Origin of the sequence: Salibaculum griseiflavum (genome assembly GCF_003129565.1) — a bacterium.
GTDB lineage: Bacteria > Pseudomonadota > Alphaproteobacteria > Rhodobacterales > Rhodobacteraceae > Salibaculum > Salibaculum griseiflavum.
The window spans coordinates 103,642-126,205 of sequence record NZ_QETF01000006.1 but is presented as its reverse complement, the minus strand read 5'-3'; the positions used below and the strand labels follow the sequence as shown (position 1 = coordinate 126,205).

21 protein-coding genes are annotated in these 22,564 nt (G+C 66.9%); 11 read left to right on the top strand and 10 right to left on the bottom strand.

What is annotated here, in order from left to right; all coding sequences use genetic code 11:
* Window positions 1-15: 15 nt before the first annotated feature.
* From DFK10_RS07665 to DFK10_RS07650, 4 genes are read left to right on the top strand one after another with little or no spacing between them, the layout of a single operon-like run.
* Window positions 16-651: a MotA/TolQ/ExbB proton channel family protein gene (locus tag DFK10_RS07665; protein WP_109388282.1), complete on the top strand. Its 636-nt coding sequence runs from the start codon at window positions 16-18 to the stop codon at window positions 649-651.
* Window positions 651-1,034 (top strand): ExbD/TolR family protein, encoded by a 384-nt coding sequence (locus DFK10_RS07660; protein WP_109388280.1) that lies wholly within the window; start codon window positions 651-653, stop codon window positions 1,032-1,034. The genes DFK10_RS07665 and DFK10_RS07660 overlap by 1 nt, the downstream gene beginning before the upstream one ends.
* Window positions 1,035-1,037: 3 nt before the next feature.
* Window positions 1,038-1,409: an ExbD/TolR family protein gene (locus tag DFK10_RS07655; protein WP_109388278.1), complete on the top strand. Its 372-nt coding sequence runs from the start codon at window positions 1,038-1,040 to the stop codon at window positions 1,407-1,409.
* Window positions 1,406-2,371 (top strand): energy transducer TonB family protein, encoded by a 966-nt coding sequence (locus DFK10_RS07650; protein ID WP_109388276.1) that lies wholly within the window; start codon window positions 1,406-1,408, stop codon window positions 2,369-2,371. The genes DFK10_RS07655 and DFK10_RS07650 overlap by 4 nt, the downstream gene beginning before the upstream one ends.
* Window positions 2,372-2,380: 9 nt before the next feature.
* Here DFK10_RS07650 and DFK10_RS07645 read toward each other — a convergent pair whose 3' ends face one another.
* Window positions 2,381-2,908 (bottom strand): hypothetical protein, encoded by a 528-nt coding sequence (locus DFK10_RS07645; RefSeq protein WP_109388274.1) that lies wholly within the window; start codon window positions 2,906-2,908, stop codon window positions 2,381-2,383.
* Window positions 2,909-2,992: 84 nt separating this feature from the next.
* Here DFK10_RS07645 and DFK10_RS07640 point away from each other — a divergent pair, with 84 nt between their 5' ends.
* Both DFK10_RS07640 and DFK10_RS07635 read left to right on the top strand, forming a co-directional pair.
* The gene (locus DFK10_RS07640) at window positions 2,993-3,997 is read left to right on the top strand and encodes a hypothetical protein (protein WP_109388272.1); all 1,005 of its coding nucleotides are present in this window, start codon (window positions 2,993-2,995) and stop codon (window positions 3,995-3,997) included.
* A 491-nt stretch (window positions 3,998-4,488) separates the two neighbouring features.
* A complete protein-coding gene (locus DFK10_RS07635; protein ID WP_109388270.1) occupies window positions 4,489-5,781 on the top strand; it encodes an O-acetylhomoserine aminocarboxypropyltransferase/cysteine synthase family protein in 1,293 nt (430 codons plus the stop codon).
* 38 nt (window positions 5,782-5,819) lie between these two features.
* Here the strand turns inward: DFK10_RS07635 and DFK10_RS07630 are convergent, their stop codons facing one another.
* On the bottom strand, window positions 5,820-6,542 hold the full coding sequence (locus DFK10_RS07630; protein ID WP_109388268.1) for an SIMPL domain-containing protein: 723 nt from the start codon (window positions 6,540-6,542) through the stop codon (window positions 5,820-5,822).
* 169 nt (window positions 6,543-6,711) lie between these two features.
* On the opposite strand from DFK10_RS07630, the gene DFK10_RS07625 reads away from it, so the two are divergent.
* Window positions 6,712-9,711 (top strand): hypothetical protein, encoded by a 3,000-nt coding sequence (locus DFK10_RS07625; RefSeq protein WP_109388266.1) that lies wholly within the window; start codon window positions 6,712-6,714, stop codon window positions 9,709-9,711.
* An 8-nt stretch (window positions 9,712-9,719) separates the two neighbouring features.
* On the opposite strand, the gene DFK10_RS07620 is transcribed toward DFK10_RS07625, so the two are convergent.
* Both DFK10_RS07620 and DFK10_RS07615 read right to left on the bottom strand, forming a co-directional pair.
* The gene (locus DFK10_RS07620; RefSeq protein ID WP_109388264.1) at window positions 9,720-10,412 is read right to left on the bottom strand and encodes an FG-GAP repeat domain-containing protein; all 693 of its coding nucleotides are present in this window, start codon (window positions 10,410-10,412) and stop codon (window positions 9,720-9,722) included.
* Complete coding sequence (locus DFK10_RS07615; protein WP_109388262.1) at window positions 10,412-10,735, bottom strand: 2Fe-2S iron-sulfur cluster-binding protein; 324 nt, start codon at window positions 10,733-10,735, stop codon at window positions 10,412-10,414. The genes DFK10_RS07620 and DFK10_RS07615 overlap by 1 nt, the downstream gene beginning before the upstream one ends.
* Before the next feature lie 207 nt (window positions 10,736-10,942).
* Between DFK10_RS07615 and DFK10_RS07610 the strand changes: the two genes are divergently transcribed.
* A complete protein-coding gene (locus DFK10_RS07610) occupies window positions 10,943-11,461 on the top strand; it encodes a peptidoglycan-binding domain-containing protein (protein ID WP_109388260.1) in 519 nt (172 codons plus the stop codon).
* Between the two features lie 78 nt (window positions 11,462-11,539).
* Here DFK10_RS07610 and DFK10_RS07605 read toward each other — a convergent pair whose 3' ends face one another.
* From DFK10_RS07605 to rpiA, 5 genes are all read right to left on the bottom strand, one after another.
* Window positions 11,540-12,991, bottom strand: a complete 1,452-nt coding sequence (locus DFK10_RS07605; protein ID WP_109388258.1) for a Do family serine endopeptidase — start codon at window positions 12,989-12,991, stop codon at window positions 11,540-11,542.
* A 238-nt stretch (window positions 12,992-13,229) separates the two neighbouring features.
* Window positions 13,230-14,120 carry a protease modulator HflC gene (gene hflC, locus DFK10_RS07600; RefSeq protein ID WP_109388256.1) on the bottom strand — a complete coding sequence of 297 codons (891 nt, stop codon included), beginning with the start codon at window positions 14,118-14,120 and terminating at the stop codon, window positions 13,230-13,232.
* Window positions 14,120-15,361 carry an FtsH protease activity modulator HflK gene (hflK, locus tag DFK10_RS07595; protein ID WP_109388254.1) on the bottom strand — a complete coding sequence of 414 codons (1,242 nt, stop codon included), beginning with the start codon at window positions 15,359-15,361 and terminating at the stop codon, window positions 14,120-14,122. Before hflK ends, hflC begins: the two co-directional genes overlap by 1 nt.
* Before the next feature lie 81 nt (window positions 15,362-15,442).
* The gene (gene gor, locus DFK10_RS07590) at window positions 15,443-16,798 is read right to left on the bottom strand and encodes a glutathione-disulfide reductase (protein WP_109388252.1); all 1,356 of its coding nucleotides are present in this window, start codon (window positions 16,796-16,798) and stop codon (window positions 15,443-15,445) included.
* Between the two features lie 194 nt (window positions 16,799-16,992).
* Window positions 16,993-17,775, bottom strand: coding sequence for a ribose-5-phosphate isomerase RpiA (rpiA, locus tag DFK10_RS07585; protein WP_109388250.1), 783 nt, complete (start codon window positions 17,773-17,775; stop codon window positions 16,993-16,995).
* Window positions 17,776-17,941: 166 nt separating this feature from the next.
* Between rpiA and DFK10_RS16455 the strand changes: the two genes are divergently transcribed.
* The 3 genes from DFK10_RS16455 to DFK10_RS07570 all read left to right on the top strand — a co-directional run bounded on the left by DFK10_RS16455 (window position 17,942) and on the right by DFK10_RS07570 (window position 20,488).
* Entirely contained in the window at window positions 17,942-18,367 is a 426-nt protein-coding gene (locus tag DFK10_RS16455; RefSeq protein ID WP_217810096.1) for a hypothetical protein, read from the top strand.
* A gap of 68 nt (window positions 18,368-18,435) precedes the next feature.
* A complete protein-coding gene (locus DFK10_RS07575; protein ID WP_109388246.1) occupies window positions 18,436-19,113 on the top strand; it encodes a glutathione S-transferase family protein in 678 nt (225 codons plus the stop codon).
* Between the two features lies 1 nt (window position 19,114).
* On the top strand, window positions 19,115-20,488 hold the full coding sequence (locus tag DFK10_RS07570; protein WP_109388244.1) for an L-serine ammonia-lyase: 1,374 nt from the start codon (window positions 19,115-19,117) through the stop codon (window positions 20,486-20,488).
* Between the two features lie 346 nt (window positions 20,489-20,834).
* Here DFK10_RS07570 and ade read toward each other — a convergent pair whose 3' ends face one another.
* Window positions 20,835-22,529 carry an adenine deaminase gene (gene ade, locus DFK10_RS07565; protein ID WP_109388242.1) on the bottom strand — a complete coding sequence of 565 codons (1,695 nt, stop codon included), beginning with the start codon at window positions 22,527-22,529 and terminating at the stop codon, window positions 20,835-20,837.
* Window positions 22,530-22,564 lie beyond the last annotated feature (35 nt).

Sequence of the window (22,564 nt, the reverse complement as noted above, 5' to 3'; positions counted from 1 at the left end):
GAAAGGGGACCGCAGATGACCGATCTGACCAGCTTTGCCGGCCTTCTGGCGCGCGGCGGCCCGGCCCTGTGGCTGATCGCGCTCCTGTCTGTCCTGACACTGGCGCTGGTCCTCTGGAAGGTCTGGCGGCTGTCGCTGGTCGGGGCATGGGCCGGGGGCCGCGCCGAAGCGCTGGTCAGCCGCATCTGCGCAGACGAGGCCCCGGCCCTGCCCGAGCGGCCCCGCACCGTGCGCCTGCGTTTCGTCACAGACAGCTGGCATGTGCTGCAAAGCGGGGCTTTCGCGCCCGACGCCGCGCGAGAAGAAATCACCCGGCTGGCGCAACGGGCGCTGGCCGAACTGCGCGGTGGGCTGCGCCCGCTGGAGTTGATCGCGACCATTGCACCGCTGATCGGGCTGCTGGGCACGGTGCTGGGCATGATCGAGGCCTTCCAGGCGCTTCAGGACAGCGGCGCGCAGACCGACGCGGGCGTTCTCGCCGGTGGCATCTGGGAAGCGCTCTTGACCACAGCGGCGGGGATGGCGGTCGCGATCCCGGCCACGATTGCCCTGTCCTGGTTCGAAAGCGTGGCCGACACCGTGCGCCATGACATGGAAGACCACGCCACGCGACTGGCGATCCATGCCCACAAGGGGACAGGGGCCGCTTGATGTTTTCCTTCGCCGCCGACCGGGCGCCACGCCGCCCCAGCCTGACACCGATGATCGACGTGGTGTTCCTGCTGCTGATCTTCTTCATGCTGACGGCGCAATTCACCCGCGACCATGCCCTGACCCTGCGCCCCGGCGGCGGCGCGGCGGCCGATTACAGCGGGCCGCCCCGGCTGGTGGCGATCGCACCCGAAACCCTGCGCCTGAACGGCCGCCCCATGACGTTGGAGGCCCTGCCCGCGGCCCTTTTCGAGCTGACCGAAGCGCCCTCCGACCTGGTCGTTCTGCGCCCCGATGACACGGCAGACCTGCAACGCCTGGTGCAGGTCATGACTGCTCTGGAGGCCGCCGGGTTCACCCAGCTGGCCCTGGTCGAGGACTGACCCATGCGCATTCCCGCACCAGCACGCCGCCCCCGCTCCGAAGCCATCGTTCCCATGATCAACGTGGTCTTCCTGCTGCTGATCTTCTTCATGATGACATCGCGTATCGCGCCAACACCACCGATAGAGGTCACGCCGCCCAGCGCCACCCAAGAGACCCTGGCCGAGGGCGAGGCAGTGCTCTGGATCGGCCCGGACGGCCTGCTGGCCTTCGGCGAGTTGCGGGGCGATACCGTCTGGCCCGCGCTGGCGGCCTTGCCGACCGACACCGTTTTGACCGTCACCGCGGATGCCACCCTGCCCGCCGCGCAGCTGGCGGCGATCCTGTCCCGCCTCGATGCTCAGCGGAGGATCGAATTGGTGGTGCGCGGATGATGCGGCTGGATTTCCTCCTGTTCCTGGGCGTCGCCACGGCGGCGCACCTGGCGCTCTGGCCCGAGCTGGACTTGTCCGGTCCCGCAGGTGGCGGCGCGGGCGGCGAAAACAGCGTCACGCTGGCCGCAAGCGCGCCGGTCGCCGACCTCGTGGAGCACTGGGAGACCCCACCCGAAACCGCGACATCGATACCGATGTTGGACGCACCCCCGGCCCCGGACGTGCCGCAGCCGCCCCCTGCCGAGAATGCGCCGAAGGCAGCGCCGCGTCCCGAGCTGATCGAACCAGCGCCAATCACGCCCTCCCTGCCGCAGGCAACGCGATCCGTGCCACCCGTGGAGCCACCGGACATGGCAACTGCGACGCTGTCGGTGCCGCGCGTCGACGCCGCCACACCCCGAACCGCGCCGCAGACGATCCGACCGGCCCGGCCGGCCGCGCCCACAGCCTTGCCGCGCCCGGATCAACCGCAGCCACCAGAACTCGACCGCGTGGCAGCCGCGACAGACAGCCCGCTGGCCCCGGCCCGCTCCATCCAGCCCCCGGCACGTCCGGCACAGCGTCAGGAACCCGCAGCGGCCCCAGCCCAACCCGTGCAAACCGCCACCGGCCCCAGCGGCCAGGCCGAGTTGTCCGGCCCCGCCGCCGCCCAACCCAGCCAGGGCGCCGACCGGGCCACGACGCAACGGCTGATGGCGCAATGGGGCAGCGGCGTGCAGCGCGCTATCGAACGGCGCAAGCGCTATCCACGCGGCACCCGGGCAAGTGGCACCGTCCGCCTGCGCCTGACCCTGAACGGCGCCGGGCAGCTGACCGGCATCGGCCTTGCCGCCAGTTCCGGTCATACCGCGCTGGACCAGGCCGCAATGGCCGCCGTGCGCGCCGCCCGCTACCCGGCCGCGCCCGAGCCGCTTGGTCCCGGCCCGCATGCCTTTACGGTGCCGCTGTCCTTCCGTCCCTAGGACCCCTTGCTAGGGAATGAGAACCGCGCCACGCTCGAACCGGGCAAAATCCGTGCTGCCATCATCATAGGTGATCTCGACATAGACGCTTTCGATGCTCTCGGGCGGCAGGGCCACATAGGGCAGGAAGTTCGCCACATCGGTCATGGCGTTTGGCTGGGCGCTGTCCTCGTGACACGGCTCCATTGGAAAGACCGTGTCCGCCGGCGCCCCGTTGAGCCCGTAGCGGATATCCCAGATGCCGCAGCGCCAGCTCAGCAGATGCGTGAAATAAAGCAGATCCTGCCCCTCGTAGAGCCGCACCGCGACCCAGTTCGACTTGGTCATCCCGACAATCGGCTTGATCTCGACGGCAGTTGTGAACTTGCCCGTCGGCACCTGCGGTTCCGGCTCGCGCGTGGCCAGATCATCGCCCGAACCGGGATCGATTTCGACAGCCGACACATCCTCGGTGGCCGACCCCGCGCCCGGTTCGGCCGTCGGCGGCTCGATCCCCAGTGCCAGGCCCAGAAGGTAAGGCAGGAATAAATCCAGCATTGTCAATTCTCCCCGTTGAGGGCCTTTCACGGCCCTGTCCTGCCGCCTATAGTGCCCGCAAACAGGCAATCGGGCAAAACCTCCATGGCCGGCAGGACGAAAAAGACCTCTGATTTCGACATCGTTCTGGTGGGCCAACAGGGCCGCCTGCAATACGAGGCGCTGCTCCTGGTGGCCTCGCTCAGGGTCATGTCGCCGGGCTTCACGGGCACGGTCTACGTGGCCGAACCCCAGCCCGGTCCGCTCTGGCCGAACGACCCAAGGATGACCGGCGACATCCGCGCTGCCCTCACCGATCAGGGGGCAACCATTCTGCCATTCGAAAACACCGCCTTCGGGCACAGCTATCCCCATGGCAACAAGATCGAGGCGCTCTGCGCCATGCCGCAAGGCCGCCCGTTCCTGTTTCTCGACAGCGACACGCTGATCACCGGAGACCTGTCGACCCTCAAGGCCGATTTCACCCGCCCCGCCGCCTCGATGCGCCGCACCGGGACTTGGCCCGAGGAAGAGCTCTACTGGCCCGGCTATACCGCAACCTGGAAATCGCTCTATGACAAGTTTGGCCTCGACGGGTTCGAAAAGACACTCGATACCAGCCAGCCCGACGAATACTGGGAACGCTACCTCTATTTCAACGCGGGCTGGGTTGCCGGCCAGGACGCCCCCGCCTTTGGTGCCCGCTGGCGCGACTGGGCGGTGGAAATCCGCGATGACCGGCCCGAAGAACTGGTGCTGCAATCGCTGGATCCCTGGCTCGACCAGGTGAGCCTGCCGCTCGTGATCCACAGCTTCGGCGGCGGCCGCCCGGGCAAGGACCTGGCCGGGCTCGATGGCGACCTGACCTGCCATTACCGCCTGCTGCCGCTGCTCTTTGCGCGCGAAAGCGATCACGTTGTGCAGGTGCTGGAACAGGTCAGCGCCCCCAACAGGATCAAGAAGCTGCTCAAGCAATACGATCCCTTCAAACGGATGATCTACCAGGGCCGGGGCCAGAAGGTGCGGGCGCTGTTCGACCAGGACAACCTGCCCCGCCCGGAACGCAAATTGCGCAATCGCATCAAGAAAGAAGGCTTCTGGATGCGCTGACCCCGACCCGCGAAAGGGGGCCAGCCCCCCGCCGCGCGTGCCGCGCGCCTCCCCCCGCGGTATTTTCGCCCCAAAGAAGCATTAGGCCGGCATTAACCTTAGCGCGCCATAACCAAGTGGCGGCACAGGCTGCGGAGCCGATGGCCGCCCCCGAAGAAGCCCCTCGTCCAAGGCGCCTGGCGACCCTCTGGGCGAGGGCACCCCGGCTTCTTTGGGGCATAAATACCGCGGGGGAGTCGGCCCATGGCCGACGGGGGCAGCGCCCCCGCCCCCCCTGCCCGATGCACCGGCGTCCGGAACGACGTATCGCCTCTCAATCCTGCAGACTGAGAGCGCGCGGAAGCGCTCCTTTTGGCAGCCGCCCGCCCCGGAACGGATGGCCTGCATCCCGACCTCTCGCGGAACATGTGTCCTCATTGCGCGGCGGCACGTTGAGCCTGCCGGAAAACCGGCCTAGGGTTCGGCAAAATCTCTCAAGGAGGATCCGAGGAATGACCGACCAACCCACCTATGGCTTCGACACGCTGCAGGTTCATGCCGGGGCGCGGCCCGACCCGGCCACCGGCGCACGGCAGGTGCCGATCTACCAGACCACCGCCTATGTCTTCCGCGACGCCGATCACGCCGCGGCCCTCTTCAACCTTCAGGAGGTGGGCTATATCTACTCGCGCCTGACCAACCCGACCGTGGCCGCGCTGCAGGAACGGCTGGCCGCGCTCGAAGGCGGCGCCGGGGCGGTCTGCTGCTCCTCGGGCCACGCCGCGCAGATCATGGCCCTGTTCCCGCTGATGGGTCCGGGCAAGAACGTGGTGGCCTCGACCCGTCTTTACGGTGGCACGGTCACGCAGTTCAGCCAGACCATCAAGCGCTTCGGCTGGTCGGCCAAGTTCGTGGATTTCGACGATGAAGACGCGGTAAGGGCCGCCATCGACGATGACACCCGCGCCATTTTCGGCGAGGCCATTGCCAATCCCGGCGGCTATATCATGGATGTGCGCGCCATCGCCGATATCGCGGATGCCGCCGGCATTCCGCTGATCATCGACAACACGAGCGCCACCCCCTATCTGTGTCGCCCGATCGAGCATGGCGCGACGCTGGTGGTGCATTCCACCACCAAGTTCCTGACCGGCAACGGCACCGTCACCGGCGGGGCGATCATCGATTCGGGGCGCTTCGACTGGGCCGCCTCGGACAAGTTCCCGTCACTCAGCGAACCGGAGCCGGCCTATCACGGGCTCAAGTTCGCCGAAACCTTCGGGCCGCTGGCCTTCACCTTCCACGGCATCGCCGTCGGGTTGCGCGACCTGGGCATGACCATGAACCCGCAGGCGGCCCATTATACGCTCATGGGGATCGAAACGCTGTCGCTGCGCATGGAGCGCCATGTCGCGAATGCCGAGAAGGTCGCCGCCTGGCTGGAACAGGACGACCGGATCGAGGGCGTGACCTATGCCGGGCTGGAAAGCTCGCCCTATTTCGGCCGGGTCGCCAAGGTCTGCCCAAAGGGCGCGGGGGCGCTCTTCACCGTGGCGGTCAAGGGCGGTTACGACGCCTGCATCAAGCTGGTCGATAACCTGGAGATCTTCAGCCACGTGGCCAACCTTGGCGATACCCGTTCGCTGATCATCCACTCGGCGTCGACCACCCATCGCCAGCTGACGCCCGAACAGCAGGAAGCTGCCGGTGCCAGACCGGGCGTGGTGCGCATTTCCATCGGGATCGAGGATGCGGACGACCTGATCGCCGATCTCGACCAGGCGCTGACCAAGGCCACCGCCTGATTGCAGCCGGGCGGTCGGGGCCTTCCCCGGCTGCCCGCCTACCCGGCGTCGTCGATGGCGTAGATGACAACGATGCTGGCCGACAGCATGATTTCGCCGGCCGCGATCGGCACGTCGGCCTGGGCGCGTGACAGGCTGGCCTCCATCACCATGGGTTCTGCCCGGACCGGGGCATATCCGCCGGTGCCTTGCTCGTTCAGGCCGATCATCCGGCCAAGCGTCACTCCGCCCGCCTCGGCATAGAGCGCGGCCCGGCGGCGGGCATCAGCCACGGCTGCACGGCGGGCCGCATCCTCATGCGCCTGTGGGTTCTTGAGGCCGAAACTGACCCCGGACAGGGTATTGGCCCCCTCGTTAACCGCCGCGGTGATCAGGCCGCCCAGCCGGTCGAGCTCGTTTACAGTGACGGAAATGGAATTCAGCGCGGCATAGCCGGTGATCTGGCGCTGACCGGAAATCAGCTGTTGGGAATAGATCGGGTTCAAGCGCAGCGCGCCGGTCTGGATGTCGGACTGTTCGACGCCTTCTTCGGCAAGCATGGTCAGGATGGCCTGCGTTGCCACGCTGGCCTGGTCGAGAGCCTCGGCGGTGGTCTCGGCCTCGGCGCGAACGGCCAGGCGCAGGGTGGCCATGTCGGGCGGCACCTCGACCTCGCCGCGGCCATTGACGGTCACGGTGCGCAGGGTGTCCTGGGCCTGGGCCGCCAAGGCAGGCAGGGTCAGACAGAGTGCCAATAGGCTGAGACGGATGAAACGGACCATGGGGAACCTCGATCAGAGTGAAACGCTACATCCGTCTTATGGCGCAAACCCGCCCGGTCCGCCCCGGTTTTTTCGTCAAGTGCTTGGCGTTGGCGAAAGCTTGCTGTAGCGTCCCGCCAGATGTGGCGCGGGCATTTTCTCTGCGCGCGCGGGATGTTAATCGGCGGACATGAAACCGAACTTCGCTCTTTCCCTTTCCTTCGAAGGCCTGCGCCTGATGCACCGGGCCGAAGGTGGCTGGGCGCTGGTGGGCGAGGTTGCCCTGGACGATCCCGACCTGTCGGGCGCATTGGCCCGTCTGCGCGACGTCGCGGACCGGCTGGCGCCGCAAGGTGTCACCACCAAGCTTTTGCTGCCCGACGAGCAGATCAAATACATCTCGCTCGACGGCACGCAGACCGATGAGAGCGATGTGCGCGCGGCGCTGGACGGAGCGACGCCCTATGCGCTGGAGGATCTGGCCTACGATTTCTCCAAGGGGGGTGGGCGCACGCATATCGCCGCGGTTGCCCGCGAAACCCTGGACGAGGCCGAGAGCTTTGCCATCGAACACGCGTTCAACCCGGTCAGTTTCGTCGCGGTGCCTGATCCCTTCAGCTTTGTCGGTGAGCCGTTCTTCGGCGTGACCAAAGCCGCCGCCGGTCAGGAGGTGGAGCGGGACGCGGAGCCGGTGAATGTGATCGGGCGCGTCGAGGATGTGGCGGTGGAAGAGCTGGCGACGCCAGAGGTCAGTGCCACCACACCGACGGGCGAGGCCGAGTCCGATCATGATCCCGAACTCATAGCGGACACCGAACCGGCTACCGACGCGGCGCAGGAGACGGCAGAAATCGAAGGCCCCACAGAGGCCGTGCCGGATGTGGTCGATGAACCCGCCAGTGCGGCAGATGCCAGCCCGGAAGAGAGCGAGACCGACGAGTCGGCAGATCGCGCCCTCGAAAATGCCGATCCGGACGATTTTGGCACCTCCCCGGCCTTCGGCTCGCGCCGGTCGGATGCGCCGGAGAACCACAAGGCACCGCCGCCCTTCGATCCAGACGCGGCCCCACAGCCTGCCGCCCCGAAACCGACGCAACCGGACGAGACCGACGCGCCGGCACCGCTATTCGGGTCGCGGCGTGAACCGCCACCACTTATAGCCAGCCGGGATGATGACGGAACCGCGCCACCGCTGAGCTTCGCCCCCGGCGCCGTGTCCGATCCGGTCAACCCCGCGCCGGAAGCGCTGGTCGCGGACGACCCGGAACCGGCCGATGACGCGCCCCCGGTGACGGGCCGCGCCCCCGAAACCGTGCCCGCCGAAACCGCGCCGGCGCTGGCCGCGTCGCTGAGCGCGACGCCCGGCCCCTCGGTCGAAACCGCGCCGGAACCGGCACAGGACGCGCCACGTGGCCCCGGCCTGTTCCGCAGCCGCCGCATGGCCCGCCGCGCCGAAGCCGACGCCAAGGCAGCACCCGCCGAGACCGCAACGGTCCAGGACGAACGCAACCGCATGACGGTGTTCGGCGCGCGCAAGCCCGCCAAGCCACCGCGCGAGATTGGGGGCAAGCCCCGTTTCCTCGGGCTGATCCTGACGGCGCTTCTGATCCTTTTCATGCTGGCCGTGGCCGCCCTCGCGGCGTTCAATGAAGAGACCCTGTCGCGTTGGTTCGGCTGGGGCCAAGAGACGGTCCAGACCGCCGCGTTGCCAGCGGACGAACCAACGGCCGAACCCACCGCCCCCGAGAGCCCGGACGACGCGGCCCCGGAGGTGGCCGCCGCCCCGGCGACTGAGGCAACGGACGAGCCGGCCCCGGATACGCTCGGGGCCGATCGAGGAAGCGCGCCGGTGGGATCGGTCCTCTCTCCTGCCGAGGCACAGCGCATCTACGCCGCCACAGGCGTCTGGCAGAGGGCCCCCCGCATACCCGACTTGCCCCAGGGCCAGGCCCTGCAGGAGATCGCCGTTTCGGATGGGTTCGCCACGCCCGACCGTCGGCCGCCCGGCGGCCTTCCGGAAAACGCCGCTCAGGACGCCGTGATCGCGGCCCCGGTGAACCCACCCGCCCCGGATACGGAATTCGATTTCGGCGCCGACGGTTTTGTCGTGGCCACGCCCGAAGGGGCCATCACCCCCGACGGGATCCTGGTTTTCGCCGGCTCGCCTGACCTGACGCCCCCGCCGCGCCCGGGCACGGAAGCCCCCGAACGCACCGTGTTGCAACAACTGGCCTCGGTCATTCCCGACGGGGCCGAGACCCGGTCCGATCCTGAGGCAGGGCTGGTCGTGGTGGCCGCGCAACCCCTGCTGAGCCCACCGGTGCGCCCTGGCACCCAGCCGCCCGCACCGCCAGCATCCGACGCCGAGACGAATGCGCCCGATGTCAACCCCGACACCCCGGTCGGAGAGCCTTCCGAGGCAACCGAGGCCGAGGGACTCGTGGTTGTGGCGGGTGCGCCCCCCCTGCAGCCGCCACCGCGCCCCGGCGATGCCGTGTCAGCCCCTACGGAGCCCACCGGCGAGGCGACGGTCGAGGAAGGGCTGAACCTGATCGAGGGCACGCCGCCGATCCTGCCGCCGGTGCGACCCGCGGGTTTCGCCGCCTTCGCCGCTGCACCCGGCGATCTGACCCGCCAGGAAGCCGCGGCGCTGCGGCCGCGACCGCGCCCGGCGGGGCTGGCCCCTGCCCCGGCAGACGCGGCACCGGCCCCTGAAGAAGAAGCGTCCACGGGCGCCACGGACGACCAGGCGTCGCTTGCGCTTTCCGAGGAAATCGCCGCGGCTGTTCAGGCAGCGGCCGCACGGCCGGATCCTTTTGCAGGCGCCACCGCCCAGGCCCCCGCGGCCAGCCTGCGCCCTGATACGCGACCAAGCAATTTCAGTCGCGTCGTGGCCAATGCCCGCCCCGCCCCGGCGGTCGCCCAGCCTGTGCGACCCTCTGGCCCGACCACCACCAGCGTCGCCCGCGCCGCCACCGAGGAAAATGCCATAAACCTGCGGCGTGTGAACCTGATCGGGGTCTATGGATCCTCCAATGACCGTCGGGCGCTGGTACGCCTGTCGAACGGGCGCTACTCCCGCGTCACCGTTGGCGACCGGCTTGATGGCGGCCAGGTCCAGGCCATCGGCCCCAGCTCCCTGATCTACGTGAAACGGGGGCGGCAGATCACGTTGGAAATCGGCGGCTGAGCCGCGCCCTAACGGCAGGTCAGGCTGTCGGGGTCGGTATAGGGGCCGATATCCCGCCTGATGAGCGCGCGACCCTCCAGCCGCGTGGCCAGAACCCGGGACCAGGCCGCATCCGCCGTGAAGATCTCCGGCCCCGTCCCGCAATCGAACACCCCGCCCTCGATCCGGTCCACGCCGAAGCGGTGATTGCTGTGTCCGGGTGCCGCGGCCTCATCGGCCAGCGTCCAGCCGGGGCCGACCTCGATCACCCGCAGCACGCGGGCCAGGTGGGGCCGGTCTACATAGGCGATCTCGATCCGGCCGTCGCCGTCCAGATCGGCGATTCCGGCAATCGCCAACCAGCGGTTGGGCGTCCCGATATGGTCGGTCTCGACCAATTTTCCGGTGCTGTCGTAGATCGCAATGGCCGCCCCGGCGGCCATGTCGGTTTCAATTACTACAACCTCGGCATCGCCGTCCCCGTCGAGATCGGCAAGGCGCGGGGCGAGATCCTCGAACACATGATCGGAAGGCAGGGTCAGCCGGACGCTGCGGCCGTCTTCAAGCGTCATGGTCAGCCCGCCCCACTCCACCGGGTCGCCGAATACGCCGTGGGGGTAGCGGTCGGTCGGGCCGAAATAGGACGCGCTCACGATTTCGTCGGCCAGCCCCGCCCCGGGCGACAGAAGCGCCGCGATGCAGGCGATGACCGCAGGACGCATCAAATCTGCTTTTCGGGCATCTGCACGACAAGGCCGTCCAGGGCATCCGTAACCTTGAGCTGGCAGGTCAGCCGCGACCGCTCCGGATCGGGCTCATAGGCGAAATCGAGCATATCCTCTTCCATCGGGTCCTTCGCGGGCAGTTTCTCGACCCAATCGGGGGCCACGTAGACATGGCAGGTCGAACAGGCGCAGGCACCGCCGCAATCGGCCTCGATCCCCGGGATCCCGTTGTCGCGTGCGCCTTCCATCACGGTCAGCCCGTTGGCCACGTCCACGATATGCTCGGTGCCGTTATGCTCGATATAGGTGATCTTCGCCATTATCCGCCCTCTGGTTGATCTGCATCGGGGGGGAACTTAGGGTCTGAGCGGGGGCTTCGCCAGCCCATTTCCAGCGAAAAGTGGCGCGGAAACGACACCTTTCGCCCGCAAAAGCCGGTGCGCGGCACCGCGTGGCTTGGCCCGGCCCGGAACGGACCCTAGGGTAGCGATCAAAACGGGCCCAAGACCCCTGGACACGAGCAGATCATGACCCTGATGCCGCGTATTCCCGCACTGACCCTGTGCCTGGGGCTGTCCGCCTGCATGGCGGCGGAGCGGCAGGCGCCGGGTCCGCTGGCCGAGCCGCCCGTCGTCGCCGACGGAGAGGGGCGCTGCCTGTCGCGCGTGACAACCCCGGCCATCATCGAAACAGTGACGGAACAGGTGATCGTGCGGCCGGCCGTGCTGGACAGCGATGGCAGCCTGCGCAGCCCGGCGGCCTATCGCACGGTCACCCGCCAGAGGATCCTGCGCGAACGCCGCGAAGTCGAGTTTGCAACCCCCTGCCCCGAGGTCATGACGGCACAGTTCAACGCCTCGGTCCAGCGGGCCCTGAAGGCACGGGGATACTACGCCGGCCCGATCAATGGTGTTCTTGACAGCCGCACCGGGCGCGCGATCCAGCGTTTCCAGCGCGACCGGGGCGATGTGGATACCCCGGTGCTGAGCCTGCGCAGCGCCCGCGACCTGGGACTGGTCGCCGTGCCGCGAGAGGACGCATCGTAGGCCGTCGACGGGCACTCATCCAAATGACAAAGGGCGCCCGGAGAGGCGCCCTTCGCATTCATGACAGTTGCGGCGTGGTCACTCCAGCGACAGGGCCACGAAGCGTGGCTCGCCCGCCCGGCGGATCAGCATCAGGATGGACTTGCGCCCGGCGTCCTGCGCCTCTTCCACGCGGGCTTCGAACTCGTCGATCGAGGTGACCTTGGACTGGTTGGCCTCGGTGATCACGTCACCGGCCAGAAGGCCCTTGGCAGCCGCTTCGCTGTCGGCCTGAATCTCGGTGATGACGAGGCCCTGCCCGGCGGACACGCCCAGTTCATCGGCCATGTCCTCGGTGATTTCGGACAGGGTCATGCCCAGCATGTTGGTGCTGGCCGGGGCGGTCGGGTCGGTCTCTCCGTCCTGCGGGAAGGCGGCGGCCTCGGCTGTCTCGCGCCGACCAAGGGTGACGGAAAGATCAACCGTTTCACCGTCCCGCAGCACGGCGACATCCACGGTCTTGCCGACCGGGCTGTTGCCGACCACTGTGACCAATTCCCGCGTGTCGGCGACATCGACACCGTCGAAGGTAAGGATGATGTCCCCCGCCTCGACACCGCCATCGCGGGCCGGGCCCTCGGGCACGTCGGTGACCATGGCGCCGCGCGGCTCGTCCAGCCCGTCGATGGCGCCGATCATGTCCGGTGTCACGTCCTGGATGCGCACGCCCAGCCAGCCGCGCCGGGTCTCGCCGTATTCCTTGAGCTGCTCGACCACGTTGGTCACAACAGCCGAGGACATCGCGAAGCCGATCCCGATCGAACCGCCATTGGGCGACAGGATCGCGGTGTTCACACCGATCACGTCGCCGTTCATGTCGAAGAGCGGCCCGCCGGAATTACCTCGGTTGATGGCCGCGTCGGTCTGGATGTAATCGTCATAGGTCCCGGCCAGTTCGCGGTTGCGCGCCGACACGATGCCCGCGCTCACCGAGAAGCCTTGGCCCAGCGGGTTGCCCATGGCCATCACCCAATCGCCCACCTCGGCGGTGTCGCCATCACTGTCGCCGAAGCTGACATAGGACAGCGGGCGGTCCGCCTCGACCTTCAGCAGGGCGATATCGGTGTTCGGATCGGTGCCGACCAGCTCTGCCTCGAGCATCTCGTCGCCGCCGGGGAAGAACTCGATCAGGATCTCGTCCGCGCCTTCGATGACGTGGTTGTTGGTGACGATGAACCCGTCCTCGGAAATCACGAAGCCCGAGCCCAGCGCCGAGGAGCGGCGCGGCTGACCATCGTTGAAATCATTGAAGAAATCTTCGAAGGGCGAGCCTTCGGGCACGATACCCCGCGGGCCGGTATTACCAGCCACCATCGTTGAGGTCGTGATGTTCACCACGGCCGGGCTGACCTTCTCGGCCAGCTCGGCAAAGCTGGCCGGACGGTCCTGGGCGGCGGCCGGCCCGATCTGCACCAACACCATCGCCACACCCACGAGAAACGCCAGAAGCGCCGCTTTGAAGTTGCCGTGATCGGCCTGCCGAATTGCCATTGCTCTGGAGGTCTTCACTTGGACATCTCCCCTTTTTGCATGTCTCGCGGCTCGGTCCGAACCGCTTTCCCCAACGAATGTAGGCTCTGACCCGGTCAGCGCAACGCCTAACACGGATCGGTCATCTGTTTGTGAGCAGATCCGCCCATGCCGCGCCCGGGACCGCGCGGAGGTCGTCTGCAGATGGCAAAAGGGGCGGCCAACAAGCCGCCCCTTTCCATTCGACTTTGCGTTGCGCCTACTGTCCCGCTGCCGCGCCAGAGGGCGACCGCAGATAGTCGAAGAACTCGTGATCGGGGTTCAACACCAGGCGCGTGTTGTCCTCTTGCAGGGCTTTCCGATACGCTTCAAGCGACCGGTAGAACTGGAAGAACTCCTGATCCTGGGTGAACGCTTCGGCGAAGATGTTGTTGCGCCGGGCATCGGCCTCACCTTCGATGATGCGCGCCTCGCGTTCCGCTTCGGAGACCAGTTCGACCACGGTCCGGTCGGCCTGGGCGCGGATCCGCTGCGCGGCCTCGCGGCCTCGGGCGCGTTCGTCCTCGGCCTCGCGTTCACGTTCCGACACCATCCGGCGGAAGGTTTCCGCCAGGTTTTCCGTCGGAAGGTCCGTCCGCTTGAGCCGCACGTCGACAACGGTCAGGCCCAGTTCGCTGGCGTCGCCAACGGCGCCGGAGCGGATGCGCTCCATCAGGGCCGCCCTGTCTGCTGACAGGATCTCGTCCGACCGGACCGAGCCGAGCACCTCGCGGGTCGTGGCCCGGAGGATCTGTTCCAGCCGGTTATCGGCCACCGCGATGGCCTGCACGCCACCTGCGCCCGTCGCCTCGCGGAATTGTTCGACATCCTCGATGCGGTAACGCGCGAAGGCGTCCACGATCAGGCGTCGGTCATCCGACGGGATGACTTCCTGCTGTTCCATGTCGATGGAAATGATCCGGTCGTCATAGCTGACCACCTGGTCGAGGAACGGCAGCCGGAAGGACAGACCCGGTTCGGTCTTGACCTGAACCACCCGTCCGAAACGCAGCACCAAAGCCTTTTCGCGCTCGTCGACGATGAAGATCGAGCTGAGAATGCCGATGAAGACAATCAGCAGGATCGGCAGAAGATAAACAAGTTTACGCATCAGTTCGACCCTCCGGTGGTCTGGTCGGTGGACTGTCGACGCAGCTGGTCAAGCGGCAGGTAGGGCACCACGCCGCTGCCGCCCTGGCCGCCCTCGTCCAGCAGAATGATGTCCGAGCGTCCGAAGACCTCTTCGACCATTTCCAGGTAAAGCCGTTCACGGGTCACGTCCGGTGCTTGCTGATATTCTTCCAGAACGCTGACGAAGCGTGCGGCCTCACCCTGGGCCTCGTTGACGACGCGGGCGCGATAGCCTTCGGCGTTTTCGAGGATCTGGGCGGCGTTACCACGGGCCTGCGCGGTCACGCGGTTTGCATAGGCATCTGCCTGGTTCTGCAGCTGGATACGTTCCTGTTCGGCATCCTGCACGTCGCGATAGGCCGCGAGCGGCGAGGTCACCACGGTCTGGCCGTCGACGTTGATCACTTCGACCTGCGTCGCCGGCGGGTCGGCCTGGTCGAGGTTGATACGGATGATGTTCACGCCGCTGTTGTAGCTGTCCAGCGTGGCCTGCACGGATACCTGCAAGCGGTCACGCAGCACGGCCCGTTCGCGGTTGATATTGGCCAGTTCGGATTGCGCAATGATCTCGCGCATCGAGGATTCCGCAACCGCCGCGATGGTTTCGGGCGGATCCTGCAGGTTGAACAGGTAGCGGTCCGGCGACGTGATGTTCCAGACGACCTCGAATCCGATCTCGACGATGTTCTCGTCCCCGGTCAGCATCAGGCCGGTATCGGCATCCAGCACCCGCTGCAGGTTGCTGCCCGCGGTCAGATCGCGCGGCACCTCGTCCTCGCCGATCTCGATGACCTGTTCGCGTGTCACCGGGACGATTTCATAGGTGACCAGCGGCCAGGGCGCAAAATTCAGGCCCGGCTCACCGATACAGGGTTCGATACATTCCCCCAGGAACAGCTCGACCGACTTTTCTTCGGGGCGCACGGTGTAGAAGCTGGACGCAGCCCATGCAGCGATCAGCAGAAGGATACCGATCCCGACCATCCCGCGTGAAATCTGCGGCCCTTCCCCGCCGCCACCGCCACCCTGGCGGTTGCCGCCGTCGCCGCCGCCCATCAGGACGCGCAGCTGGTCGCGGGTCTTGTTCACGATCTCGTCGAATTCGGGGATCTGCGGCTCCTGCCCGGGCCTGCGCCCGCCCCCGCCATTGTTGCGGTCGCGGTCATCGCCGCCGCCGCCGCTACCGCCGCCCCCCCAGGGGCCCTGGTTGTTTCCAGCCATCCGGTTTCTGCTTCCCTTGTTGCATCGCCCCGAAAGGGGCGCGTTTCATTGCGTCATCATGTGGGCCTTGCGCCCGGTTTTTCAAGCGCTTCGCACCGGTGCCCGCATCGTTACCAATTCCTCGGAAATCGTCGGATGCACGGCCACCGTCCGGTCGAAATCCTCTTTCGTGGCACCCATCTTGATCGCGATCCCGGCCATCTGGATCATCTCGCCCGCATTGGGGCTGACGATGTGGCAACCCAGCACCCGGCGGGTGTCGGCACAAACGACCAGTTTCATCAGCACCCGGTCGGGACGATCGGCAAAGGCGGTCTGCATGGGACGGAACGAGGTGCAATAGACCTCGATCGGGCCGGCCTCGCGCGCCGCCTCTTCCGACAGGCCCACAGTGCCCATTTCGGGCTGGGTGAAGATGGCCGATGGGATCAGATCGTGATCCACCGGGGTCGGATTGCCGTTGAACACCGTTTCAACGAAGGCCATGCCCTCGCGGATCGCCACGGGGGTCAGTTGCACCCGGTCGGTCACATCACCGATTGCATAGATCGAAGGCACTTGGGTCTGGGAATACTCGTCCACCACGACCTGGCCGCGCCGGCCCAGTTCAACCCCCGCCTCTTCCAGGCCCAGCCCGTCGGTATTCGGCGTGCGGCCGGTTGCGAAGAGCAGCTTGTCGAAGACCCGCTCGGTGCCGTTGGTCGCCTTGACGCGGACCCTGTCGCCCTCCGGCGTGATCTCGAGGATGTTGGTGCCCAGGTGCAGGTCGATACCGCGCTGCTGCATCTCTTCGGCAACCAGGCCACGGGCCTCGCCGTCGAAGCCACGCAGGATCTGCGCACCGCGATAGAACTGCGTCACCTCAACACCCAGCCCGTGCAGGATGCAGGCGAATTCACAGGCGATATAGCCGCCGCCGACCACGAGGATGCTCTCGGGCAGCTTGTCGAGCTTGAAGATGTCGTTCGACGTGATCCCCAGATCGGCATTGGCCATCTCGGGCAGCGCCGGTCGGCCCCCGGTGGCCACCAGGACATGCTTGGCAGATAACGTCCGGCCGTTCACCTCGACCTCGTGCGGCCCGGTGACGCGGGCGCGGCCGTCGTGGATTTCGACCCCGGAGCCATCCAGCAGCTTGCGATAGACCCCTTCCAGCCGGTCCAGCTCCGCGTCCAGCTTGCCGCGGAACCGGGTCCAGTCGAAAGCTCCCTCCTCAAGGTCCCAGCCATAGGCGCGGGCATCCTCGACCGTCTCGCGGTATTCGCTGGCAAAGACCATCAGCTTCTTGGGCACGCAACCGCGGATCACGCAGGTGCCGCCCATGCGATATGCCTCGGCCAAGCCTACCCTGGCCCCCGTGGCCGCCGCCATGCGCGCGGCCCGCACACCGCCCGATCCGCCGCCGATCACGAAGAGATCATAGTCGAACTCGCTCATCGCATCCTCTCGTCCAGAATTCGCGCCAAGATAGACCACAGCGGCAACCGAATGGCCAGTGCGGCACGCTCCTTCATCTTGGCAATTAAACTCACCTCATCGCGGTCCAACCAAGCGCCTACCGCCTCCGGCAAATCGCGCAACGCCCCCACGGGCACCAAAACCCTGCGCGGGCGCAAGCCCGCTCAATTGGTTCAGTCGCCGATCTCGGTGAACAGGTTGTCCGTCTCGATGAATTCGTGGCGCGCCTCGGTCACCGTCCCTGCGTTGATATCACGCAGCTCGACCCGGCCATCGCCATGGCCGATCACCACGACGTCGCAGATATCGATGAACAGCCCGTTTTCCACCACGCCGGGGATCTGGTTCAGCACAAGGCTCAATTGCCGGGCATTGCCGATCCGGTTCAGGTGCAGGTCGAGGATGTGGTTGCCCTCGTCGGTGTAATAGGGCGCCTCTCCATTCATCCGCAAAGAGGTGCTGCGCCCCAGCACGTCCAGCCCCACCAGGGTTTCTTCCACCAGCGTCTTGGTGGTCTGCCAGCCGAAGGGGATCACCTCGATCGGCAGCGGGAAGGCGCCCAGGGTTTCCACCTGCTTGCTGGCATCGGCGATCACGATCATCTGGTCGCTGGCCGTGGCGACGATCTTTTCCTGCAAGAGCGCCCCGCCGCCGCCCTTGATCAGGTTCAGGTTGCCGTCGAATTCGTCGGCCCCGTCAATGGTGACGTCCAGCCATTTCGCCTCGTCCAGCGAGATCACGTCGATCCCCACCTCGCGGGCCAGTTCGGCGGTGCGGCTCGACGTGGGCACACCGCGGATCTTGAGCCCTTCGGCCACCTTCTCGCCCAGGCACTTGACCAGCCAGGCCGCGGTCGACCCGGTGCCAAGCCCCACGCCCATGCCGTCCTCGACATATTCCGCGGCCTGCTTGGCGGCGACGAACTTGGCCTTGTCGATGGGCGATAGGTCGGACATGGGGCAGCTCCTTTGCATGACTCGCGCCCTTATAGGCCATTGCCGGCCCCGGGGGCGAGAGTGGATCGCCGCGAAAAGCCGCCAGCCCGCCCCGTTATTCCTGTCCTGCCGGAAAAACGCCCGATTTGCGGGGTATCCAGGGCCCGTTAGATACGGAGACAGAATCATGCCGCATCATCCACACGGGGGATACTGGGCCGGGATGCCCCGCCGCGCCAGGCGCCAGCTCTGGCTCGAACTGGTGTTCTGGATCGTGGTCGCCGGGCTTTGGGCGGCGGGGTCGCTGTGGTGGATCGCGCTGGTGGCGCTTCGGGTCGGATGGGCTCTGTTGATGCTGTTCTTGACAGTCGAGGCCAACGCGACGCCCGGCGACCTGCTGGGCCGCGAACCCGGCTTTATCCGGTACAGTTACGACTATGCCCACGACCGCTCGCCGGTCCTGCGCGTCGCCATACAGGTGACGTTCGTGGCCCTGCTCGCCTATGCGGGATACGAGACCTTCGAGGACTACATTCCACCGGGCACCGTTGCCGAGGAGACCGGCGCGCTGGAACGCGCCTGGGACTGGGCCCGCGACAAGACCGGGCTCTGAGCGCCTTCCATCCGCTTTGCGTCGTTTTCGGACCGCCCGCGCGCTGCGGCACGGGTATCTTGCGGGCCATGACGCCTCGCTATCGCCTGCATTATGCCCCCGACAACGCCTCGCTCTGTGTGCGGCTGGCGCTGGAAGAGCTGCACTTGCCTTACGAGACCGCGCTGGTCGACCGCCCCGGCCAAAGCCACAAGTCCACCGCCTATCTGGCATTGAACCCCAACGGGCTGATCCCGGTGCTGGAAACCCCGGACGGCGCCCTTTTCGAGACCGGGGCGATCCTGCTTTTCCTTGCCGATCGGCATGGCGGCGTCTTCCCCGCGGCCGATAGCCCCGAACGGGCGCGCGCGCTGTCATGGTTATTCTGGCTGTCCAACACCCTGCACCCGACACTGCGGATGCTGTTCTATCCGTCCCACTACCTGCCCGGCCAGGACGCCGCTCTGCGGGCCCGCACGCAGGCCCGCATCGCCGGTCTCCTGGATATGCTCGAAGCGGAACAGGCCAACCGCCCCCTGCCCATCCTGTCGGTCTGCTATGCCGCACCCATGCTGCGTTGGCTGGCGCTCTACCCGGTTGGGGAAAGTGACTGGTTCACCCTTGTGAATTGGCCGCGCCTGCACCAGGTCTGCAAGACATGGGATGACCGCGCGTCATCCATAGCCGCCGCGCGTGCCGAAGGGCTGGGTGATACCCCGTTCTCGGCCCCGCGCCCCGCCAACCCGCCCGAAGGGAGTGCCACCTGATATGTTCCTGAGCGTTTTCGACATGTTCAAAGTCGGGGTCGGTCCTTCGTCGTCCCACACGATCGGTCCGATGGTGGCCGCAGCGCGGTTCCTCGACCACCTGCGCGCCCAACCCTTCAGCGTGGCGGGCCTCAAGGCCTCCCTGCACGGTTCGCTGGCCTTCACCGGGGTGGGACACGCCACCGACCGGGCAACGATCCTCGGGCTGGCCGGGTTTCGCGCCGATGATTACGACGCCGACCGCGCCGAGGCGGAACTCGCCCGCATCAAGGCAGAGGGCCATGTCACGCCCGAGGGGCTGGGGCAACTGACCTTCCGTCCGGCCGACGACCTTGAATTCGATTACGGCCCGCCCCTGCCCGGCCATGCCAATGGCATGATCCTGAAGGGCTGCGACGCACAGGGCGACGTGATCACGCAAGTCACCTATTATTCCATCGGCGGCGGTTTCGTGCTGACGCAAGAGGAATTGGCCGAGGGCCGCGACACCGATGATGGCCCGCCGGTGCCCTTCCCGTTCAAATCGGCTGCCGAGATGATGGACATGGCCGCCGAGGCCGGGCTGAGCGTGGCCGAGATGAAGCGCAAGAACGAGTTGAGCCGCATGCCCGGCGCCGATCTCGACCGGGGATTGGCCCGCATCTGGCAAGTGATGAACGACTGCATCGACCGAGGACTGGCCGGCGAGGGCGAGCTGCCCGGTGGCCTGCGTGTCCGCCGCCGCGCCAAGGCGATCCACGAGGCGCTTCAGGCCGAGCATGGCCGCAACCTGACCGCGCCGCATATCATCAATGACTGGATTTCCACCTATGCCATGGCGGTGAACGAGGAGAACGCCGCCGGCGGGCAGGTCGTCACCGCCCCCACCAATGGCGCGGCGGGCGTGGTGCCCGCGACGATCCGCTACTGGCTGGACCATGTGCCGGGGGCCACCAGCGCCCGTGTGCCCGAGTTCCTGCTGACCGCTTCTGCCATCGGCGGGCTGGTCAAGTTCAACGCCTCGATCTCCGGGGCCGAGGCGGGCTGCCAGGCCGAGGTCGGCAGCGCCAGCGCCATGGCCGCGGCCGGGCTATGCGCCGTCATGGGTGGCACGCCCGAGCAGATCGAGAACGCCGCCGAGATTGCGCTGGAGCATCACCTCGGCATGACCTGCGACCCGGTGCGTGGGCTGGTGCAGGTGCCCTGTATCGAACGCAACGGGCTGGGCGCAATCAAGGCCGTCTCCGCCGCATCCCTCGCCCTGCGCGGGGACGGGCAGCATTTCGTGCCGCTGGATGCGGCCATCGAAACCATGCGCCAGACCGGCGCGGATATGAGCGAGAAATACAAGGAAACCGCCCTGGGCGGGCTGGCCGTGAACGTGCCGAATTGCTGAAGTCGCCGGCGCCCGAGTAGTAGCTTGGTGGGACGAAGCGGCCGTTGGACAAGCAGGGAGGATAGCCGCGCATGGCCGACGCGCGCGGTGGTGATCCAACGCCGGGGCCGCACGCTTTATGTCTGCCAGATCCGAATAAGTTCGGAGCTTTACGCTTACGACAACCAGATCGCCGCCGCGTGGGGGCGCGTCGGCGATGCGCGGCGGGCTTCGCCCTTGATCCCGCGCGGGAGCTTCGCTTCGGGATGTCAAATTGGGCGCTCCGCCGCCATCGGGCCCAATTCCGTCCAAGGTGCTGAACAATCCGCACGTATTTCGTGCGCAATTGGCTGCCGCCTCCACCCCCCTACCCGATGATCTCGAACCTCGTCACATCGACCAGCCCACGGTCCGTGATTTTCAACATCGGGATCACCGGCAGGGCCAGGAAGGCCAGTTGCAGGAAGGGTTCCTCCAGGCCCACGCCCAGCGCCTTGGCGGCGTCGCGCAGGTCCTCCAGACGGGCGCGGACCTCTTCGAAGGGCGCAAGGCTCATCAGCCCGGCGACCGGCAGGGCCAGTTCGGCGCGCACTTCGCCGCCCTCGGTGACGACGAAGCCACCTTCGAGGTCCTCCAGCCGGTTCGCCGCCAGCGCCATGTCGTCGTAATCGGCCCCGACCACGGCGATATTGTGGTGATCGTGGCAGACGGTCGAGGCGATGGCCCCGCGCTTTAGCCCGAACCCCTTGACGAAGCCGGTGGCGATATTGCCGTTGACCCCGTGCCGTTCCACCACCGCGATCTTGATCAGGTCGCGGGTCAGGTCGGGGCGTTTGTCGCCGTCTTCGATGGCGATGTCCTCGTGCAGATGTTCGGTGATGATCTTGCCCTCGATCACGCCGATCACATCCGTTTCCGTGCGGTTGCCCGTGGTGCGGAAATCACTGGCCGCCACCCGCCGCGCCTTGACCGAGCCGCGACCGATCGGGTCGGTGATCCGGCGTGCGGCGAAGGCCGCGTCCCCGACCGCGACACCACCGCACCAGACCGCCCGCGCATCGCAGGCTTCCAATGAGCCCAGCGCGACGATGTCCGCCCTCTGCCCCGGCGCGATCAAGCCCCTGCCCTTTAGACCGAACGCCTCGGCCGCCGACAGGGACGCCGCGCGATAGGCGGCCAGAGGCGGCACGCCCCGGGCGATGGCCGTGCGGATCATGTAATCGAGATGGCCATGTTCGCCGATATCCAACGGGTTCCGGTCATCGGTGCACAGGCACATATAGGGCGCGGTGCGTTCACCCAGCAGCGGGATCAGCGCCTCAAGATCCTTGGAGACCGAGCCTTCGCGGATCAGAACGCGCATGCCCTTTTGCAGCTTTTCCCGCGCTTCCTCGACCGTCGTCGCCTCGTGCTCGGTGCGGATACCGGCGGCGATATAGGCGTTCAGGTCGCGCCCCGACAGCATCGGGCAATGCCCGTCCATATGACGGCCCTGGAAGGCCTCCAGCTTGGCCATGATGCCGGGATCGCGATGGATCACGCCGGGGTAGTTCATCACCTCGGCCAACCCGATGACCTTCGGGTGGTCCATGAGCGGGATCAGGTCCGCCGCCTCGATCCGGGCGCCGGCGGTTTCCATATCCGTCGAGGGCACGCAGGAGGACAGGTTGACCCGGATATCCAGCACGGTTTCCTGCGCGGCGTTCAGGAAATATTCCACCCCCGGCACGCCCAGCACATTGGCGATCTCGTGCGGGTCGCAGATGGCGGTGGTGACGCCCAGCGGTGTGACCAGCCGGTCGAATTCAAAGGGCGTAACCAGGCTGCTTTCGATATGCAGGTGAGTGTCGATGAAGCCGGGCACCAGCGTCAGGCCGGACACGTCCACCACCTCGCGCCCCTCGTAGCTGTCGCAGGTGCCGACGATGGTCTCGCCGCAGATGGCGACATCACCCTCCAGCATCTGGCCCGTGACGAGGTCGAAGACCCGCCCCCCGCGCAGAACGATATCGGCGGGCGCATCACCGCGCCCTTGTTGGATACGTCTTTCCAGATCGCTCATGCCGTCCTCCGTCGCTTTGCCCCAGAGGACCGCAA

Excerpts from the sequence above, each read along its gene's own strand:
- ade (WP_109388242.1), bottom strand. The coding sequence starts at position 22,529 with ATGAGCGATCTGGAAAGACGTATCCAACAAGGGCGCGGTGATGCGCCC.
- DFK10_RS07615 (WP_109388262.1), bottom strand. The coding sequence starts at position 10,735 with ATGGCGAAGATCACCTATATCGAGCATAACGGCACCGAGCATATCGTG.
- DFK10_RS07630 (WP_109388268.1), bottom strand. The coding sequence starts at position 6,542 with ATGGTCCGTTTCATCCGTCTCAGCCTATTGGCACTCTGTCTGACCCTG.
- DFK10_RS07635 (WP_109388270.1), top strand. The coding sequence starts at position 4,489 with ATGACCGACCAACCCACCTATGGCTTCGACACGCTGCAGGTTCATGCC.
- DFK10_RS07655 (WP_109388278.1), top strand. The coding sequence starts at position 1,038 with ATGCGCATTCCCGCACCAGCACGCCGCCCCCGCTCCGAAGCCATCGTT.
- DFK10_RS07650 (WP_109388276.1), top strand. The coding sequence starts at position 1,406 with ATGATGCGGCTGGATTTCCTCCTGTTCCTGGGCGTCGCCACGGCGGCG.
- DFK10_RS07605 (WP_109388258.1), bottom strand. The coding sequence starts at position 12,991 with ATGGCAATTCGGCAGGCCGATCACGGCAACTTCAAAGCGGCGCTTCTG.
- DFK10_RS07570 (WP_109388244.1), top strand. The coding sequence starts at position 19,115 with ATGTTCCTGAGCGTTTTCGACATGTTCAAAGTCGGGGTCGGTCCTTCG.
- DFK10_RS07625 (WP_109388266.1), top strand. The coding sequence starts at position 6,712 with ATGAAACCGAACTTCGCTCTTTCCCTTTCCTTCGAAGGCCTGCGCCTG.
- gor (WP_109388252.1), bottom strand. The coding sequence starts at position 16,798 with ATGAGCGAGTTCGACTATGATCTCTTCGTGATCGGCGGCGGATCGGGC.
- DFK10_RS07665 (WP_109388282.1), top strand. The coding sequence starts at position 16 with ATGACCGATCTGACCAGCTTTGCCGGCCTTCTGGCGCGCGGCGGCCCG.
- DFK10_RS07640 (WP_109388272.1), top strand. The coding sequence starts at position 2,993 with ATGGCCGGCAGGACGAAAAAGACCTCTGATTTCGACATCGTTCTGGTG.
- DFK10_RS07620 (WP_109388264.1), bottom strand. The coding sequence starts at position 10,412 with ATGCGTCCTGCGGTCATCGCCTGCATCGCGGCGCTTCTGTCGCCCGGG.
- DFK10_RS07645 (WP_109388274.1), bottom strand. The coding sequence starts at position 2,908 with ATGCTGGATTTATTCCTGCCTTACCTTCTGGGCCTGGCACTGGGGATC.
- DFK10_RS07660 (WP_109388280.1), top strand. The coding sequence starts at position 651 with ATGTTTTCCTTCGCCGCCGACCGGGCGCCACGCCGCCCCAGCCTGACA.
- DFK10_RS07610 (WP_109388260.1), top strand. The coding sequence starts at position 10,943 with ATGACCCTGATGCCGCGTATTCCCGCACTGACCCTGTGCCTGGGGCTG.
- hflC (WP_109388256.1), bottom strand. The coding sequence starts at position 14,120 with ATGCGTAAACTTGTTTATCTTCTGCCGATCCTGCTGATTGTCTTCATC.
- DFK10_RS07575 (WP_109388246.1), top strand. The coding sequence starts at position 18,436 with ATGACGCCTCGCTATCGCCTGCATTATGCCCCCGACAACGCCTCGCTC.
- hflK (WP_109388254.1), bottom strand. The coding sequence starts at position 15,361 with ATGGCTGGAAACAACCAGGGCCCCTGGGGGGGCGGCGGTAGCGGCGGC.
- rpiA (WP_109388250.1), bottom strand. The coding sequence starts at position 17,775 with ATGTCCGACCTATCGCCCATCGACAAGGCCAAGTTCGTCGCCGCCAAG.
- DFK10_RS16455 (WP_217810096.1), top strand. The coding sequence starts at position 17,942 with ATGCCGCATCATCCACACGGGGGATACTGGGCCGGGATGCCCCGCCGC.